17 protein-coding genes and 1 tRNA gene are annotated in these 17173 nt (G+C 59.2%); 13 read left to right on the plus strand and 5 right to left on the minus strand.

The features are described from left to right. Positions 1-7: 7 nt before the first annotated feature. From AC4CWH_RS14265 to AC4CWH_RS14305, 9 genes are all read left to right on the plus strand, one after another. Positions 8-532: a flavin reductase gene (locus tag AC4CWH_RS14265; RefSeq protein WP_491319242.1), complete on the plus strand. Its 525-nt coding sequence runs from the start codon at positions 8-10 to the stop codon at positions 530-532. An 83-nt stretch (positions 533-615) separates the two neighbouring features. Further along, positions 616-1185: a hypothetical protein gene (locus AC4CWH_RS14270; protein WP_491319243.1), complete on the plus strand. Its 570-nt coding sequence runs from the start codon at positions 616-618 to the stop codon at positions 1183-1185. Positions 1186-1583: 398 nt separating this feature from the next. Beyond that, positions 1584-2912, plus strand: a complete 1329-nt coding sequence (mauJ, locus tag AC4CWH_RS14275; protein WP_491319244.1) for a methylamine utilization protein MauJ — start codon at positions 1584-1586, stop codon at positions 2910-2912. 134 nt (positions 2913-3046) lie between these two features. Continuing rightward, entirely contained in the window at positions 3047-3991 is a 945-nt protein-coding gene (locus tag AC4CWH_RS14280) for a hypothetical protein (RefSeq protein ID WP_491319245.1), read from the plus strand. A gap of 283 nt (positions 3992-4274) precedes the next feature. Continuing rightward, entirely contained in the window at positions 4275-4859 is a 585-nt protein-coding gene (locus tag AC4CWH_RS14285; protein ID WP_491319246.1) for a recombinase family protein, read from the plus strand. Positions 4860-5156: 297 nt separating this feature from the next. Further along, positions 5157-5399: a hypothetical protein gene (locus tag AC4CWH_RS14290; protein WP_491319247.1), complete on the plus strand. Its 243-nt coding sequence runs from the start codon at positions 5157-5159 to the stop codon at positions 5397-5399. 1 nt (position 5400) lies between these two features. Further along, positions 5401-6213, plus strand: coding sequence for a tyrosine-type recombinase/integrase (locus AC4CWH_RS14295; protein ID WP_491319248.1), 813 nt, complete (start codon positions 5401-5403; stop codon positions 6211-6213). Positions 6214-6222: 9 nt separating this feature from the next. Then, a complete protein-coding gene (locus tag AC4CWH_RS14300; protein ID WP_491319249.1) occupies positions 6223-6465 on the plus strand; it encodes a tyrosine-type recombinase/integrase in 243 nt (80 codons plus the stop codon). Between the two features lie 580 nt (positions 6466-7045). Further along, positions 7046-7483, plus strand: a complete 438-nt coding sequence (locus AC4CWH_RS14305) for a hypothetical protein (protein ID WP_491319250.1) — start codon at positions 7046-7048, stop codon at positions 7481-7483. Between the two features lie 70 nt (positions 7484-7553). Here the strand turns inward: AC4CWH_RS14305 and AC4CWH_RS14310 are convergent, their stop codons facing one another. The 4 genes from AC4CWH_RS14310 to AC4CWH_RS14325 form a co-directional block, all read right to left on the minus strand. Beyond that, entirely contained in the window at positions 7554-8912 is a 1359-nt protein-coding gene (locus AC4CWH_RS14310; protein WP_491319251.1) for a tyrosine-type recombinase/integrase, read from the minus strand. Between the two features lie 110 nt (positions 8913-9022). Continuing rightward, a tRNA-Arg gene (locus AC4CWH_RS14315) sits at positions 9023-9099 on the minus strand. A 132-nt stretch (positions 9100-9231) separates the two neighbouring features. Then, positions 9232-10737, minus strand: a complete 1506-nt coding sequence (locus tag AC4CWH_RS14320; RefSeq protein WP_491319252.1) for an ATP-binding protein — start codon at positions 10735-10737, stop codon at positions 9232-9234. Positions 10738-10888: 151 nt separating this feature from the next. Further along, the gene (locus tag AC4CWH_RS14325; RefSeq protein ID WP_491319253.1) at positions 10889-12952 is read right to left on the minus strand and encodes a methyl-accepting chemotaxis protein; all 2064 of its coding nucleotides are present in this window, start codon (positions 12950-12952) and stop codon (positions 10889-10891) included. 306 nt (positions 12953-13258) lie between these two features. On the opposite strand from AC4CWH_RS14325, the gene rpmH reads away from it, so the two are divergent. From rpmH to yihA, 4 genes are all read left to right on the plus strand, one after another. Further along, positions 13259-13393, plus strand: a complete 135-nt coding sequence (rpmH, locus tag AC4CWH_RS14330; protein WP_137129837.1) for a 50S ribosomal protein L34 — start codon at positions 13259-13261, stop codon at positions 13391-13393. Between the two features lie 29 nt (positions 13394-13422). After that, a complete protein-coding gene (gene rnpA, locus AC4CWH_RS14335; protein ID WP_491319254.1) occupies positions 13423-13815 on the plus strand; it encodes a ribonuclease P protein component in 393 nt (130 codons plus the stop codon). Then, a complete protein-coding gene (gene yidC, locus AC4CWH_RS14340) occupies positions 13815-15614 on the plus strand; it encodes a membrane protein insertase YidC (RefSeq protein ID WP_491319255.1) in 1800 nt (599 codons plus the stop codon). Before rnpA ends, yidC begins: the two co-directional genes overlap by 1 nt. A 139-nt stretch (positions 15615-15753) precedes the next feature. Next, complete coding sequence (yihA, locus tag AC4CWH_RS14345) at positions 15754-16413, plus strand: ribosome biogenesis GTP-binding protein YihA/YsxC (protein ID WP_491319256.1); 660 nt, start codon at positions 15754-15756, stop codon at positions 16411-16413. A 125-nt stretch (positions 16414-16538) separates the two neighbouring features. Here the strand turns inward: yihA and AC4CWH_RS14350 are convergent, their stop codons facing one another. Next, the gene (locus AC4CWH_RS14350) at positions 16539-17096 is read right to left on the minus strand and encodes a fasciclin domain-containing protein (protein ID WP_491282717.1); all 558 of its coding nucleotides are present in this window, start codon (positions 17094-17096) and stop codon (positions 16539-16541) included. Between the last annotated feature and the right edge of the window lie 77 nt (positions 17097-17173).

Genomic DNA, 17173 nt, shown 5'->3' on the forward strand with positions numbered 1-17173 from the left:
GATCCGCATGCCCCCTGCTCAAGCGCCGACCCTTGCCGCCCCCGAAGAGACCGCAGGCGAGGACCGTCGTCTCGCCTTCCGCAACGCCATGGCTCGCCTTGCCGCTGCCGTCACGATCGTGACGACCGATGGCCCCGGCGGCCGCGCCGGCTTTGCCGCCACGGCCGTCTGCAGCGTCTCCGACAACCCACCGACGCTGATCGTCTGCCTCAACCGCGGCTCGTCTGCCTATCCGGCCGTCTCGGCCAACCAGGTCGTCTGCGTCAACGTGCTGTCAGCCGATCACATCGAACTCAGCCGCCTCTTCGGCGGAAAGACGCCCGTCGACGAACGTTTTGCCGCAGCCAACTGGTCCACCAGCCCGACCGGTTGCCCGCGTCTGGAAGGCGCACTTGCCTCCTTTGACTGCCGCATCCGCTCGGTGGCCGACGGCAACACCCACGACGTGCTGTTCTGCGAGGTGGAAGACATCCATTCCCAGACAGAAGGCCAGGCGCTTGTCTATTTCGACCGGGGATACAAGATCGTCTGAACGGCTAAACGCCAGCTTGCACTTTTTCATTTTGCATCCAGACTATCGTCACATGCATACCAGATGTGACGATGGGAAGCTTTATGAACGCAGTCGATTTCTTTCAGGAAGTGTGCCGCCCCAATATCGCCCTCGCCATCAATGACGACGGCGACTACAGACACGCCGTTAATGCGATATTGGGCCTCGATGCTGCTGTTGGACTTCTATTTGTTCAACTTGAGGACGAAAAACACCCTTATCTGGATGAGGTAAAATGCGAGAACACCAGCCGCGGCGGCTTACAAGACAGCGATCTAAAGAATCACTTGGCCCAGATCTCACAAGAATTTCGCGTTGCACGAGACGCAGCATACGCCCTCAAGCATGGTCGCTTGACCTCAAGGGCACGTCTCGTCAGATCGGCTCGTGATGTTTCCCTTCATGAACTCGTTTGCGGCACCTTCAGTTGTGGTGACGCGCTTGGTAGCTCTGCTGTATTCATACAGATTAGCGGCGAGGAGTTGGAAAGGGCTTGGATCATTATTCGTCGGGCGGAGATGTTTATTGAAGCCTTGCTAGGCGAATTATGCTTGATGCCGTTGGCATGCGCCGTTCCGAGCTATCATGCGATCTTTACCGCGGAATCGTCTCAGCAGCTAAAAGCCGGCTGAACGGTGCCTTTCCGGCGCCGTTCCAACTTATCTCTTAAAGAAAGTCAACGGCGGCACGCCTCGCAAGCGGACACGCTTACATCGCCTTGCAGGCGAGCAGCGACTTGAATGGTATGATATTTTCCAGCTCGACCGCAATGCGCGCACCGAAACAGTAAAGCAATAGCCAGCGATGCATGTGCATTCAACTCTGACTGTTATTGCTGTCCATCTATTTTTTATATAGCGAAAAGAGTGGCGCACCCGAAGTGGGGGAGAGCGCCAAACCAAAACCCATTGACCCCAAAATTAGATCAACGCTTTCAGGGCGTTAGACATCCGATCCGATTAAACCTCAGAGGGCGCGTGGACCTCTTGTGGCCCTATTGTGGACCGCGCTGGTGAGCGTAAGCGGACGCATGACGCTTGGCAAGGTTCTGGCTATAGTCCAGCATCAACATCGTATTGATTGGGTGATGCGAGGGATAAAATCCATGCGCTTTGTGGCTAACTTTGAGGTCGCCTCGGACGTGTCGGTTGTGGCCGACGGTCAGGTGTTGAAAATCTCCGACCCACGCGAGGCGTTCAAAGCCCTGATCAGGAACATTCCTCGCTCGGAGTTCACCACGCCGTTCTTGCTTGCAGTTCATGTCTACTTCGATGCGGAGGCATTGGATGAGGCGACTGATACGGCAGACGACCACCTAGCGACCTGCCTAAACATGCTCGCATTCACGACAGGCTCTGCATTTCGAAAGCACCGGATCAGGCAGATCGTCAATGCAGAACCGTCGAAAGGCGGAATGAGAGATGTGCGCATGTGGGGCGATAGGATTGAATACGATGATCCGCAGCCGTTCCTGGATAATGATCACGCACATACGATAGAACGTCTGCTCGAATTTGACATTCCGCCCGCCATCAGGCGCGCCCTGCGATGGTATCGAAGAGGAATAGACGCCTCAGCGCCCGACGACCAATTCACCTACTTCTGGTTTGCGCTGGAGATCGTGGCTGAATTCCAGAAGCCCGCTGCGAAGGTAAATGACAAATGCCCGCACTGTCAGTCTGCCCTCTATTGCGAAAAGTGCGAAACCCATCCGCAGCATAGGCCCTACGCCAAACAAGCTATCCGCGCCTTGCTTATGGATGCGGATGAGGGGTGCGATGATGCAACGGTGGCGCTACTCGACAAAACCCGCAACAGCCTCATGCATGGAGCTACGCTGAAAGAAATAGAAGGTTCGCTACCTGATCCCCATGAAAGCGTGATCGACACTCTAGGGCGACTGCTGTGGAAGGCCCTAGCCAAACAGTTCCCCAGAGAAATGTTTGATGGTTCCTTGGTGATGGGGATGCCGTCTACGTATGTGCATTACAAGGCCACAGCCGTAGCCCACATCCAAACTGTTGTCCCGGTTGACGCCGACGGCCATTTCGACCTCAATTTCACAGGAATGGTTATGGCGATGAAGCCTTTTGGTCCCCCGCAAAGTGCTTTGCCATCTGCGGTGAGAATGACGAGTGAGCAACTGGACCAACTCACAAGTCTTAGCTACCAAAAGGGCGATCAACAGGAAATGCTGGAACGTGTTCGGCAAAATGTAAGGGAACAAGGTGGCCAAATCTACGCGCTGGTCATTTCCACTGACATGGCAACGATCCGCAAGGCCTTGGAGAGACGTGAGGTGGGCGAATGGCAGGATTTGTTCCGCCAGTTCATCGATACCGCGCAGGTTGTTTGCTGACCGTGTCAGGTAGCCTAGCGGCCCCGTAGTTTTGCGAGGTACGTTACGCACGGCCGTTTGCGGCTCTGACGCAGGGTTTCCTGCCCAGCCTCTTGACCCATTATCCGCCAATTGAGATCGGGGCAGAAAGCCAAATGCTACATGCTACAGAGGACGAGAAGGCTGATATCGTCCGTTACTTTCTTTCGCAATCGTCGGCAGATGCCCGTGTTGACTTCCTCCAGAAGGTCTATGCTGAAACGGTGATGGGCCATCGGCACGATGTCTGGGATTTGCACACAAGCGACGGTCGGTGGTGGGTCATCACCAATCCAACCAACCTCTACTCTCAAGACCAATTCCCGAACATGGACTTGGCCGTCACTTTCCACATGGGGTTGTGCCTCCGTATCCCACGTACGCAGCAACAGCGCATCGAAAGCCGCCGAGTGCTGCCCTTTGGGGAAGTGTTCAACAAGTTACGCGAGGCGAACGATGCGCTCCATCAGGCGCAGAATGTGTCGGACTATCAGGCCATCGGTGTGCGAAGCCGAGAAGCCCTTCTTGCTTACGTCGCCGCAGCACAAGACGCCTCAGAGTGGCCCATAGAGCAGCCGCCAAAGCGAGCAGACTTTCGGGGATGGAATGATGTGATCTGCGACACAATCCTCTCTGGAGGCTCCCAGAAGGACCGCAGACACCTATTCAAGTCTCTCCTCAGCGACGCATGGGTGTTCGCCAATTGGTTGACACACGCACACTCAGCGACATGGCACGACGCAGAAGCCGCTCTGTCGACCGTCGAGCATGGCCTTGGCTTAGCGACCTCTTTAGTCCTGCGACACATCCGTATGGTCCCCGAAGAATGCCCAGAATGTGGCTCGCCACACCTGTCTCCACAGGAAGGCTACAACGAGGAGCTTCCAGAGGTGGTTTGGGAGCGTCCCACCTGCGAGGACTGCGGGTGGACAGGCAAGCCCGTTCCAGTGGGTGAGCTTGATGCCGACGACGAGCTATTCCGCAGGGAGGGCGGGTCTGATAGCGACGAGTGCATTGTGATGGGGGTTCCCTTACGCGATCTCAAGAAGCCAAGCACCTAGCCCATGTTTAGTGCGGTACGGGTATCAGGATAAATTGAGCCACCTAAAAATTGCCGAAATTTCCGAGGCACCCAAACTAGACATTTCTGGAGGCGCTTGTCCCCCCATGCGGTCGCCGCCCTATTGCCTCACAGATGCGGTTCGCATTCCTGGCAAACGCTCTTCCCGCCAGAAGCGATGCCACCTCTCGTCTCAAAAACTATACATTGTGAGAATGTCTCTTGACGCGTCTCTTATCATGTCTCATATCTCAAGGATGGAAACGTCTTAGAGGATTTGAGACATGACACTCATCGCCTACATTCGCGTCTCGTCGGTAGGGCAGAGCCTTGAGGTCCAGCGCGACAAGATGTTAGCGGCTGGCATCACCCCCGACCATATCTTTGAGGAGAAGCGGTCTGGCGTAGACAGCAATCGTCCCGCCCTCAAGGAGGCTCTAAGGTTTGCCCGCAAGGGCGATACCTTCGTCATCACCAAAATTGACCGGCTGGCTCGTTCTGCCACCGACCTCCTGTCAATCGTGAAAGAGCTTGAGGGCAAGGGTGTGGGGCTGATGGTGCTGGATCAAAGCATCGATACAAGCAGTCCGGCTGGTAGGGCCATGCTCCAGATGCTTGCAGTCTTTGCTGAGTTCGAGACAGCCATTCGGTCGGAGCGTCAGATGGACGGCATCGCCAAGGCGAAGGACAACGGGACGAAGTTCGGCAGAAAGGCGCAAGCCACGCCTGACGTCATTTCAGACATTCGGCGGATGCGAGACGAGGGATTGCTGATCAGGGAAATCATGGCGAAGGTGGGCATGAGTAAGGCGAGTGTCTATCGGGCGCTCGGCACCACGACCGGCGAAGACGTAACTGAGGAGGTATAACGATGGACGCCATTGTTGTTGTCGGCAGTTGGCTGGTGATCGGCGCTTTGGCCGTGGGCGGCATCTGGTCTGTCCTGAATAGTCTGTTCGGCCGGTAGGGTGCGACAATTTGGCATGTCGTCGCCTTCGGGTGACTGCCTTGGCACAAAATGCGCATCCGGCTCCGACCCCATCTGCCCCCAATCGTCACCCCCGAGTGACCACCACGAACGGCCACCTTCGGGTGTCCTTATCCCTTGTTGTGCCGGTTGTTTTCCTGGCTATTAAGGGGGCCTCGTTTCTCAACAGGGGCTTCCAATGCAAACCAGCAGACAGCAGAAATCCGCCACCCCGCTCGACTACAGCATGTCGGACATGACCATCGCCGCAGAGTTCATCATGTCGGCCATGCGGGCGGCAGTGAATGGGCATCCGGTAGCGAGCGCCGACGTGGTGCGACCGCTGAAATGGGCACGGTCCAAGATCGATGAAGTCTTGGCACAAGCAGAAGCCGCAGCCTCAGCCGCCGCCGTCGTTCCTCTCGCCAGCCGGGAGGCGTAACATGGCACGGCAAAGAGGTAACAAGTGGCAAGCCGACGTCACCCTTGAGGACGGCAATCGCTTCCGGCCCACGTTCCCGACCGAGGAACATGCAGTCAAATGGGAGGTAGCGGCCCGTGACGCGATAGAAATGGGGAAACCTCTCCCGCCTGTCAGCATTCACATCAGCGGCTCCAAGACCCGCGATCTCTCCCTCCTCGGACCATGCTTCGACTTCGTGAAGCGCACCGTCTGGTCCTCTCAGGCCCGTGGAGGTGTCGCCCAAATCCGCAACGGGCAAACCGCCGTGGACCATTGGGGGCGCAATAAGCCCCTGAACGAGATCACTTCGGCGGATATCGCAGACTGGAAGTCGGACCTCGCTGACGAGGGGCTTTCACCTTCCTACGTGAACAAGAAGATCGCCGCCCTCTCCAAAATCCTCAAGACGGCGCACGACGCCGGGGCCATCGACAAGATGCCCTCGATCAAGTGGAACGCTGTCGAGAAGACCCGCTTCCGGTTCTTGGATGAGCAGGAGGAGCGCGTCTTGCTGGCCTACTGGTCGGCGCAGAACGATCAGGACAACTTTGACCTGACCATCGCCCTCATCGACACCGGGGCGCGTTGCTTCGCGGAAATGATGACGGTTGCATGGGAGGACTTCGGCCCTCAGTTCTCGACCGTGACCTTCTGGAAGACGAAGACCAAGAGGCCCCGCACGGTCCCCCTGACGAAGCGCGTGAGGGAGATGCTCACCCGCCGCCAAAGGCTGGAAGCTCGGGGCAACAAGGGACCGTTCACGAGCCAGAACGAACACAAAATGCGGTCATGATGGGACACAATGCGGGCGGTCTTGGACTTCCATGACGTCACCCCGCACGTCCTCCGGCATACCTGCTGCACCCGTCTGGTTCTGGCTGGTGTCGATATCAAGCGCGTCATGGAGTGGATGGGCCATTCGGCCATCGTCACCACCATGCGCTATATGCAGATGAAGCCTAGGGGGCTGGAGGATATCCTTCACGTTCTGGAGGGGACACCTCAGAAGCCCAAGCGGAAGCTTTCCTCGCGTTTGCGGGAGTAGCTTGTAGCCTCCAACAGGACCGCAGGGAGGGCCGTGAGGGGCTTCTGTCTGTCTGTGAGGGCGATCCCGAAGGTGTAGGTGTTCCTGGTGCCTGAGGCCCCCCTAGGTGCCGGAGCTGGAGGGTTGATTTACTTCGGACCTCCGTCCTCCGTCGTCGGTATTCCCTTCCGCCTAGCTGCCCCCTAAGGACGGCTCTGTGTCCTTCCCAATCAATTACCCCACACACTAGGATGCGCCCCCCTGTGCATATACCTATTAGTATAGGAAGGTTCATAGCGACCACCTACACGGTCCCTCCCGTCGCTGTATTGGTTCCCGCAATAGCGACGACGAAGGACGGAGGTCCGAAGGAACAGGAAGGCCATATGGCTATCTGTGTCCATCACCGGGGGCATCTGTTTCCACCCCGAACTCGCCACACCTGACCCCAGACAGCTTGCCGGAAAGCGCGCCGCAAATCGGGAGAAGTCGAAGAATGGCCGGTGTCCACGATCATTGAGTGCCCAAGTTCCAACAAACACCTGAAACCGCCCGCGACCAAAGCAGGGCAGACTGTTCCTTGAGAAGGGAGTGAACCGAGTTGAAAGAAGCAAGAGACAACGCGCCTTACGTCCGAGTTTGGCGTATCGAGGACAAGCACGGCAGGGGGGCGGGTGTGACTGGCTTTGCCAAGCTCCACTTCCTCGCACATGTTCGGGCTATTCAGAAGTTTGATGAGCCGGAACCGCGACCGGGAACCCCGCATGTCAGCCATGTCGCCGGGGCGGACGGTTTGAGCGACCACGTTGCGGAGCATGACAGGTTCGGCTGCACTGACCTGCAAACGCTACGCCGTTGGTTCCCGTCTACCGCAGGATGCCAAGCCATAGACAAGGCGGGGGGCTTGCTCGTCGCATATGAGGCCCCTGCGGATCGGGTTAAGGTGTCGGATGTTCGCGCATATTTCGACCACCGTCATGCGACGAAAGTGGAGGTGTTGCCGGTCACCACATTGAATGAGTTTTCGGTGTTAACGTGAGGGGCTGGCAAGCCGTTGCGCTTAGCGTCATCAGCAAGCTCGCCAATGCCCTACCCGCCTTCAAATCGCGCTACGCTTTCAGCGCCGCCTTCACTGCCTGTTCCGCCACCTCAAGTCTCGCGTCTGGGCCACCATACCGCTCGTTCATTGCGCCATCGGAATGGCCTAACACCAGATTGCGGACGAACTCGTCCACCCTAGCCCGAAGCATTCGGTCTTCCATCGTATGCCTAAGCGAGTGGACAACGAGTTTCGGCTCCTTAGTTACCTCACGCACATGCTTCATCAGCGCGTTTGACGCGAAAGTGGCGTCCTGCTTGCCCTTGCCCTTACCGCCCTTCGTTGTGATGACCCCGGCGTACTGGACGAATAAATAAGGATTACCCCCGGCGGCTTTCACGGCTTCTCGGGCGGCACTCAGAGCCTTCCCGATCAGAGGCACCCGGCGGATGGACCCTCTATTCTTGAGCCTCCTATGGGGATGGAAGATCAGGTTGAGATAGGGAATAGGCCCCCCTAGCTTCACGTCGTCGACCATCAGCCCAGTAACTTCCGACAATCGGCATCCGGTCCCCTCTATGATGGACCAAATGCGCGACAGATCGGCCCCAGCGTGACCGGCAATGCGGTCATTCAAGGCGTTGACCATGTCCTCTGGGAACGGCATTCGCTCATCTTGAGCCGCCTCCTCGATCTTGATCGCGAGCCCATTGAAGGGATTGACCGCCGCGCGCATATCATTCTCGCGGAGGCCGAGGTTTATCATCGATCTGATGTCCGCGATGTATCGCTTGACGGTATTCGGGGCCATGCGAAGATCCCGATGCATGTAGTCCCGGACTTCTCTGGCTTCCTTGCGAGTAAGGCGATCTAGCGGCCTTCCGGCATCAACCGAATGGCTGAGAAGCTCCATAGCCCGATCAAGGCGGAGAGTTCGCCGCCCTTCGTTTGTAGTGCCTTTGATCTTTTCCTTGAAGTAGAGCCGCTTCGCGTCCTCAACGGTCGGAGTAGGTCGGGAGAGCTTGCCGCCAGAAGCGAGGATACTCAGAGCCTGGCGCTCCACAACGTCAGTCGATCCAGACGCCTCAAAACCGTCCAACAGCAGATCAACGGCCTCTTCGTCAGCCCCCGTTAGTCTCCGTCCTCCGATGGAAGCGACCCACTCATTGGTAAGATCGGCGGCTTTCCGCTCGGCCAGTTCATGAGCCTCAAGAGCGGTAAGATTGGCCCTGTCGCGGGCGAGGTTCCTGAACTCCTCGATAAGTCGTTCATGAAAGGCATGGGTCTTGGGGTAAGTTCGCAGAGCTTCACGTTCGCTCTTGCCCAAGAACCTCTTGAACTCAATCTGTCCCGTTGAAGACGCCATGTCCTTGGGAACGCGCCTTCGATAGTGAAACGTACCCGCCTTGGTGACCTTAACGTACTTCAAGGTTAACCCCATAACTGACCTTCCGTGGACCCCGTGTGGACCCCGTTGTGGACCGGAATGATAGCCAAAGCCTTGAGGCCGTTGATAAATTTGGGATTATTAAGAAGGAATGGCGCACCCGAAGAGATTCGAACTCCTGACCCCCAGATTCGTAGTCTGGTGCTCTATCCAGCTGAGCTACGGGTGCTTGCCTCACCGACTGTCCGTCGGCGTTGGCGATCCTCTAAAGCGTCCTTGGGGGGATTGCAAGCGATTTTGCCGAGGCTGCTGTCATTTTGTTGAAACAACTTTTCAAGTCTTTGAAAAACATGGATAAATTTCATGCACGAACGCGGTAGGCGTCAAGAGCCACTGGGCGGTCGGGAATTTCGATGCGGAAAAGCGTGCCGGGGCCGGGCTTTTCCACGAGTGCAATCGTGCCGCCATGGGCGAGCACCAGTTCGCGGGCAATGGCAAGGCCAAGGCCGGTGCCGCCGGAACGGGCGGAGCCGCGGAAGGCCGCAAAGAGGTTTTCGCGCGCCTTGCGCGGCATGCCGGGGCCGTTGTCATCCACGGTGATGCTGACGACGCTGCCGACGCGCTGGGCGGTCAGCGACACCCGGTGCGGCTGGCCGTCCTCGGGGGGTGGTGCATGCATCAGCGCCTGTACGGCATTGCGGCAGAGATTGTGGATGACGCGAAACAGCTGCTCGCTGTCGGCGTCCACTTCCAGCATCTCATCGATCTGGTCGATGAACTCGATGCCGGCTTCCGGATCAAGCGCCAGGATCTCGCGCACGTCCTGGCAGAGCCCTGCCAAGCGCAGCAGCCGACGCCGTGGGGCGGCTTCCGAAGCCTGCCCATAGGCCAGCACTTCATTGGTATAGCCCACCGCCCGGTCGATGGTGCGCAGCAGCTTTGGCGCAAAGCTGCGCACCATCGGATCCTCGACATCCACCAGCCGGTCCGACATCAGCTGTGCCGAGGCCAGGATGTTGCGCATGTCGTGGTTGATCTTGGAGACGGCAAGGCCAAGGTCTGCGAGGTTCTTCTGCTGCTTCAGCGTGCGCTGCAACTGGCGCTGCATGGCCGCCAGATGGTGGCCGGCCACCTGCAGCTCTCCCTTGGCGCGCCCGGGCACGAACACCCGCTCGGGATCTTCCGGATGCTCGGAAAACACCTGCATGCCATGCGTGAGGCGCCGTATCGGGCCGATCATCATGCGGTTGATCGCGAGATAGATCAGAAACGCCGTCACCAGCGAAATCAGCAGCGAGATGACGAACATCAGCCGCGAGAAGCCGATCATCGCCTTGCGCAACGTGTCGTCGTTCATGACAAGTTCGATGATCATATCGGTATCGTTGATCGGACCGTAGACGCGCATGGCGCGCCCGCCACCGAAGATCAGCGTGTCGAGCGCGTTGGCCATGGCATGGAATGGCGTCTCATGGGCCAGATCCACCTGCACATCCACCTGCGGGGGAACATCGATGGCCGCGAGCAGGCGCGAAGTGCCGTCCTTGCGCAGCGCCAGAACTTTCGTGCCGGTCGCCAGCAGCGTATCGTCCTGCACTTCGCGCGGCAGCTCGGCCGGCTGCAACCCGTCGATGACAATGCCGGCGGCAGCGGCCGTATCCAGCCGGTCGCGCAGCCAGGTGGTGCGCATCACGGAAATCGAGGGGACAAAAATCAGCACTTCGGCAAACATGACGAAAATGACGGTCAGCCAGAGAAGACGTCCCGACAGGCCGCGAAAGCGCCGGGGCATCCGCTGAAGGGGTATGTCCGCACCCTCTGCCGGGGGCGATCCCAGTGGGGCGGAGCCCTCCGCCTCATTCGTCATGCGGATCTCCGTTCGTTCAAGCGGCTTTGCGACGCGCTCCCGCGCCGCTCGTCATGTGCCTTATCATAAAGATGCCCGAGGGTTTTTTCCAGCCCTCGGGCATTGGGGGCGGTTCAGGCCGTTGCACCGGGTGTCGAAAACCGGTGTCGCATCAGAACTCCTCCCAGTTTTCCCCGCGTGGCGCAGCTGCCGCCGCTGCCGGTGCCGCACCGATGGCGCGGGCAAGATTGCCCATCATCCGGCGCGCAGGCGATGCCTTGGGGGCGGCACGCTCGTCGGCCGCACGGATGGCCGCTGCACGGGCTGGCGCCGCGCGCACGGGAGCCGCCTCGGAGGCGCGGCGCGGTGCCTGCCCGCCGTCGCCGATGTTGAAATGCGACAGCAGCGAAAACAGGCCATCGGCTTGCTGAGACAGCCTGTGGGTCGCCGCAGAGGTTTCCTCCACCATGGCAGCGTTTCTCTGGGTCACCTGGTCCATCTGGTTGACGGCGGTGTTGACCTCGTGCAGGCCGGTTGCCTGCTCGCGGGCGGCCGTTGCGATCGAATGGATATGATCGTTGATGCCGAGAACCCGGCTTTCGATCTCATGCAGCGATTCGCCCGTCTTCTGGACAAGCTTGACGCCACCGGCCACTTCCTCGCCAGACTTGGTGATCAGCGCCTTGATGTCCTTGGCCGCATTGGCCGAGCGCTGGGCAAGCTCGCGCACTTCCTGGGCAACGACGGCAAAACCCTTGCCGGCCTCACCGGCGCGGGCCGCTTCCACACCGGCGTTGAGCGCCAGGAGGTTGGTCTGGAAGGCGATCTCGTCGATGACGTTGATGATCTGCGAAATCTCGCGCGAGGCCTGTTCGATACGGCCCATGGCGGCCACCGCATCGCGCACCACAATGGCAGATTGCGCAGCACTTTCCTTGGCTTCGCCCACCATGCTGCTGGCTTCCTGGGCACGTTCCGTGGAGGATTTGACGACTGCTGTGATCTCGTCGAGCGCTGCAGACGTTTCCTCGAGCGCTGCGGCCTGCTGTTCGGTGCGCTTCGACAGATCGTCAGCTGCGGTGCGTAGTTCGCCGGCATTGCCGTTGATGAGGCTTGCGGCCCCGCGGATTTCGCCCATCGTGTTGCGCAGATTGAGGATGGCTTCGTTGACATTGCGTTGCAGATCCGCAAATGCGCCGTGGAAGCTGCCATGCATGGTGTCGGTGAGATCGCCGGCGGCAAGCCGCTTGAGGATGTCGCCAGTCTGGGTCAGGCCGCCATCGACGGTCGCCAGCAGCTGGTCGACATTGTTGGCAAACCGGTCCAGTCCGGCATTGCCGAACTGCTTGTTGATGCGGGCCGTGAAATCGCCCTCGGCAGCGGCGGCAACCACGGCTGCCATGCGCGCCTGCAGATCGTCGGAACGGGCGCGCGACACGCCATCCTCGGCGTTCATGCGCTGCACCTCGACGCCGTTCTGCTTGAACACTTCGACGGTCGAGGCCATTTCGCCGATCTCGTCCTTCTGCCCGACACCCGGAACGGCGGTGGCATAATCGCCTGAGGCAATACGCTTCATCGCATCCGTCAACGCAAGGATGGGCGTGATCAGCGCGCGGCGGCTGATGAAAGCGGCAAGCCCGGTGCCGAGTGCCACGCCCGTCAGCGTCACGATGCTGATGAGCAGGAACAGGGTATCGCCAAACTGGTTGATGCCGGCGCTCACCTTGTCCAGTTCCGCGCGATCCTGGCCGACGATGGCGTCGATTTCCTGCTGAAAGGCCTTGCGGTTGTTGCGGTTGGCTTCGTTATTGCCTTGCTTGTTGGCAACCTCCGGCCCTTCCGTCTTGCCAAGCCGCACCGTCTCGGAGCGGAATGCCTTGAACTCTTCGGCTTTCTTTGCCATCGCTTCAAAGGCTGGCCGCTGCTCGGCCGATACCATCGGGCGCCATTTTTCGAGCAATGCGTCCATCTGGGTCAGGCTCTTCGTCAGGCCTTCGCCGAATTTGACCGTGTCTTCCGCCGTCTTGGCGGCATAGATCCCGCGCGCCTCCATCACCACGGCCGTCACCAGCCGGTTGAGGTTCTCGCCCTGATAGGCGCGGTCGGCGGCGGAATGGAAGGCATCGATGCGCCGACCATATTCCGAGATCGCAAACAGCGAAATGCCGCCGACGACCAAGGAGACCAGCGCCATCAACCCGACGAGCAGGTTAATCTTGCCTTTGATTTTCATGTCAAACCCTCGTGTACCAACACCAGATCTGCAAGGCTCCCCGCCCTTCTGGTATTCCAACATTCGCACAGGCGAATTAATGAATGCTTGAATTCGAGACCGTGAAATGACAGGCCCGGCGCGCAGGCAATGCGCGGGAAAAGCCCGGCGCCAATTGACTTTTGCGATGGCTTGCTCTTATAAGCCGCCCACGTCCGGCTTTCGCAGGCGCGCGTGAGCGTGTTCCTGTGCCGATACGTTATCCATCAACGCTCTTGTCCCCCAAGGGACAAACCCAAGAAGGGCCGCACACCGCGGTATTAAAAAATGAAGCGTACCTACCAACCGTCCAAGCTTGTTCGCAAGCGTCGTCACGGCTTTCGCGCCCGCATGGCAACCAAGGGCGGCCGCAAGGTTCTGTCCGCCCGTCGCGCACGCGGCCGTCAGAGCCTGTCGGCTTAAGGCCGGCATGCCCGGCGACTGTGCCGGAAATGACGATTGAAGACCAGAAGACGAAAACTGTCGGGCGGCTGAAAAGCCGGCCGCAGTTTCTTGCTGTCCGGGATGGCGAAAAACGCCGCGGGCGTCTCTTCCTCATGGAAGTGCTCGACCGCAAGGAACCGGACGCCGAGGCCCGTGTCGGTTTCACGGTGACCAAGAAACAGGGCAATGCCGTCGAACGCAATCGCATGCGACGCCGGCTGCGCGAAGCGGTCCGGTTGTCCGGCGGCTTTGCAATGAAAGACGGTCATGACTATGTCATTGTCGCCCGACGCGAGATGTTGAATGCATCCTTCGCCGATATCACGGCGGCGCTTTCCGAACGCCTGGGAAGCAGACCGAAACACAAGCGGTCCGAGGAGACCCGTTCCAGGAAAGCATGATGGAAAAGAACCGCAATTACTTCATCGCGATCGCGCTCTCGGTGCTGATCGTTCTTGCCTGGCAGTTCCTCTATATGAACCCGAGGATGCAAGCGCAGCAGCGCGCCGAAGAGGCGCGACGCGCGCAGGTTGAACAGCAGCAGGCTGCCAATCCGCAGGCAAATCCCACCGTTGGCGGCACGGCCACCGGCACGCTTCCCGGCTCCACCCAGGCGCCCGTCGGCGCGACGCGCGAACAGGCGCTTGCCCGTTCGCCGCGCGTGGCCATCGATACGCCCGCTCTTGCAGGCTCGATCAACCTTACCGGCGCCCGCTTCGATGACCTGAAGCTGCGCGAATACACCGAGACGGTTGATCCGGAGAGCCCGACCATCACGCTGCTCTCGCCGGCCGATACCAAGGACGGCTACTTCAACGAAATCGGCTATATCGCAGGCGACGCCTCCGGCACGGTGCCCGGCCCCAACACGGTCTGGACGCTGACCTCCGGCGACAAGCTGACGGTTGCGACCCCGGTGACGCTTTCCTTCACCAACGACAAGGGCGTGGTGTTCAACCGCACCATTTCCGTTGACGACCATTACATGCTGACGATCACCGACAGAATCGAAAACAAGACCGAGGCTGCCGTCAGCCTTGCAAGCTATGGCCGCGTGACGCGCTACAACAAGCCGGCAACACCCTCCGTCTACGTCATTCACGAAGGCTTCATCGGCGTTCTCGGTGCCGGCAATGGCGTGTCCGAACACAGCTACAGCAGCATCGAAAAGGAAGCCTCGGTCAATCCGAAGGCAGCCGGCGGCTGGCTTGGCATTACCGACAAATACTGGGCTTCGACCATCGTACCGCCCCAGCAAGTGCCGTATGAAGCGCGCTTCACGCACTTTACCGATGGCCAGCCACGTTACCAGGCCGACTACAAGACCGATGCGGTCACCATCCAGCCCGGCCAGTCGACGGAACTGAAGAACCTGATATTTGCCGGCGCCAAGGAAGTGCCGCTGGTCGATGGGTACGAGCAGAGCTATTCGATCCCGCGCTTCGACCTGCTGATCGACTGGGGATGGTTCTACTTCATCACCAAGCCGATGTTCAAACTGATGGACTTCTTCTTCCGCTATTTTGGCAATTTCGGCGTGGCAATTCTCTGCACCACGATCGTCGTGAAGGCACTGTTCTTCCCGCTCGCCAGCAAGCAATATGCCTCGATGGCCGCCATGAAGCGTGTCCAGCCGAAGATGGCCGAGCTGAAGGAAAAGCACGGCGACGACCGCATGGCGCTGCAGCAGTCGATGATGCAGCTCTACAAGGAAGAAAAGATCAACCCGATTGCCGGCTGCTGGCCGGTGGTTCTGCAGATCCCGATCTTCTTCTCGCTCTACAAGGTCATTTACGTCACCATCGAAATGCGCCACGCGCCGTTCTTCGGCTGGATCCAGGACCTTTCGGCTCCGGACCCGACGTCGCTGTTCAACCTCTTCGGCCTGTTGCCTTATGCCGTGCCGCACGCGCTGATGATTGGCGTCTGGCCGATTATCATGGGCATCACCATGTTCCTGCAGATGCGCATGAACCCGACGCCGCCGGACCCGACCCAGGCGATGATCTTCACCTGGATGCCGCTGGTGTTCACCTTCATGCTGTCGTCCTTCCCGGCCGGCCTTGTCATCTACTGGGCCTGGAACAACACGCTCTCGATCACCCAGCAGGCGCTGATCATGAAGCGTCACGGCGCCAAGGTCGAACTTGTCGACAACATCAGGGACCTGTTCAAGCGAAAACCGGCCGAAACAAAATAGCCGAAACCTTTCAAGACCCCGGCATTCCCGGGGTCTTGTCGTTTCGGGGCAGACGCCCTGACAACAGGGCCAATGCTTGACATTACCGGCCAAAAGCACGAAGCCGGACCCTCAAAACAGACAAATGGCGATAAACGACATGGCGACAGATCAGAAATTCGAGGAAAGGCCGCTTTTCGGCCACCCGTGGGTTTTCATCCGGGGCGTTCCGGCGATGAAATTCCTGCCGCCGGAAGGTCCGCTGGAAGTGGCCTTTGCCGGCCGCTCCAATGTCGGCAAATCCTCGCTGATCAATGCGCTCGTCGGCCAGAAGGGTCTGGCGCGCACGTCCAACACGCCAGGGCGCACGCAGGAGCTCAATTATTTCGTGCCCGACGGTTATTCCGGCGCCGGCAATGACCTGCCGCCGATGGCGCTGGTCGACATGCCCGGCTACGGTTATGCCAAGGCGCCGAAGGAAAACGTCGATGCCTGGACAAAGCTGGTCTTCGATTACCTGCGCGGTCGCGCGACGCTGAAGCGCGTTTATGTGCTGATCGACAGCCGCCATGGCATCAAGAAGAATGACGATGAAGTGCTCGACCTTCTCGACAAGGCCGCCGTTTCCTACCAGATCGTGCTGACCAAGACCGACAAGATCAAGCCGCCAGGTGTCATTAAGCTGCTTTCCGAAACACGCGAAAAGATCCGCAAGCACCCGGCAGCCTTTCCGGAAGTGCTGTCCACGTCGTCTGAAAAATTCGAGGGTCTGGATGAACTGCGCCAGGCCATCGGGCTGACGGTTGGAAAACCGGTCTGACGGGTTTCAGGGGACGACAAGGAACACCGCCAGACCGGCAGCGGCGCCGCGACCGTCAGTGATGACGGGGACTTCGGGCGCCGTTTGCCAGGGCCCTCACCCTGTGGTGAAGGCCAATCTTTTCATTACATCTTCGGCAGAAGCACGTGATCGACCACATGGATCACGCCGTTCGACTGCTTGACGTCGGCAATCGTCACATGGGCGACACCGCCGGCCTCGTCGGTGAGCGTGATCTTGCCCTTCGATTCCTTGGCCTTCAGCACGCAGCCACCGACCGTCTTCACGTCATGTTCGCCGCCATCGTCCTTGATCATCTTCTCGATGGTCTTCGACATGGCATCGGCGGCCACCACGTGGCAGGTGAGGATCTTGGTGAGCTGCGCCTTGTTTTCCGGCTTCAGCAGCGTATCGACCGTGCCCTTCGGCAGCTTTGCAAAGGCTTCGTTGGTGGGCGCAAACACCGTGAACGGCCCCTTGCCTTCCAGCGTCTCGACAAGGCCTGCTGCCTTCACGGCCGCCACAAGCGTCGTGTGGTCCTTCGAATTGACGGCATTTTCAACGATATTCTTGTTTTCATACATCGCGGCACCACCAACCTTGGGATTGGCGGCCTGGGTGGCGACGGCACTTGCGGACAGAAGGGCTAGGATTGCGACGCTGCGCATTGCGGTCTTCAACATGGGGTGATCCTCTTCCTGTACCTTGAGACGGCAGGGTGTTCACCCTTGGCCGCCGCTCCCAGTCATCGGGAACAAAG

This window comes from Neorhizobium sp. PAMB6716, assembly GCF_058242805.1.

Excerpts from the sequence above, each read along its gene's own strand:
- AC4CWH_RS14265 (WP_491319242.1), top strand. The coding sequence starts at position 8 with ATGCCCCCTGCTCAAGCGCCGACCCTTGCCGCCCCCGAAGAGACCGCA.
- AC4CWH_RS14270 (WP_491319243.1), top strand. The coding sequence starts at position 616 with ATGAACGCAGTCGATTTCTTTCAGGAAGTGTGCCGCCCCAATATCGCC.
- mauJ (WP_491319244.1), top strand. The coding sequence starts at position 1,584 with ATGACGCTTGGCAAGGTTCTGGCTATAGTCCAGCATCAACATCGTATT.
- AC4CWH_RS14280 (WP_491319245.1), top strand. The coding sequence starts at position 3,047 with ATGCTACATGCTACAGAGGACGAGAAGGCTGATATCGTCCGTTACTTT.
- AC4CWH_RS14285 (WP_491319246.1), top strand. The coding sequence starts at position 4,275 with ATGACACTCATCGCCTACATTCGCGTCTCGTCGGTAGGGCAGAGCCTT.
- AC4CWH_RS14290 (WP_491319247.1), top strand. The coding sequence starts at position 5,157 with ATGCAAACCAGCAGACAGCAGAAATCCGCCACCCCGCTCGACTACAGC.
- AC4CWH_RS14295 (WP_491319248.1), top strand. The coding sequence starts at position 5,401 with ATGGCACGGCAAAGAGGTAACAAGTGGCAAGCCGACGTCACCCTTGAG.
- AC4CWH_RS14300 (WP_491319249.1), top strand. The coding sequence starts at position 6,223 with ATGCGGGCGGTCTTGGACTTCCATGACGTCACCCCGCACGTCCTCCGG.
- AC4CWH_RS14320 (WP_491319252.1), bottom strand. The coding sequence starts at position 10,737 with ATGACGAATGAGGCGGAGGGCTCCGCCCCACTGGGATCGCCCCCGGCA.
- AC4CWH_RS14325 (WP_491319253.1), bottom strand. The coding sequence starts at position 12,952 with ATGAAAATCAAAGGCAAGATTAACCTGCTCGTCGGGTTGATGGCGCTG.
- rpmH (WP_137129837.1), top strand. The coding sequence starts at position 13,259 with ATGAAGCGTACCTACCAACCGTCCAAGCTTGTTCGCAAGCGTCGTCAC.
- rnpA (WP_491319254.1), top strand. The coding sequence starts at position 13,423 with ATGACGATTGAAGACCAGAAGACGAAAACTGTCGGGCGGCTGAAAAGC.
- yidC (WP_491319255.1), top strand. The coding sequence starts at position 13,815 with ATGGAAAAGAACCGCAATTACTTCATCGCGATCGCGCTCTCGGTGCTG.
- yihA (WP_491319256.1), top strand. The coding sequence starts at position 15,754 with ATGGCGACAGATCAGAAATTCGAGGAAAGGCCGCTTTTCGGCCACCCG.
- AC4CWH_RS14350 (WP_491282717.1), bottom strand. The coding sequence starts at position 17,096 with ATGTTGAAGACCGCAATGCGCAGCGTCGCAATCCTAGCCCTTCTGTCC.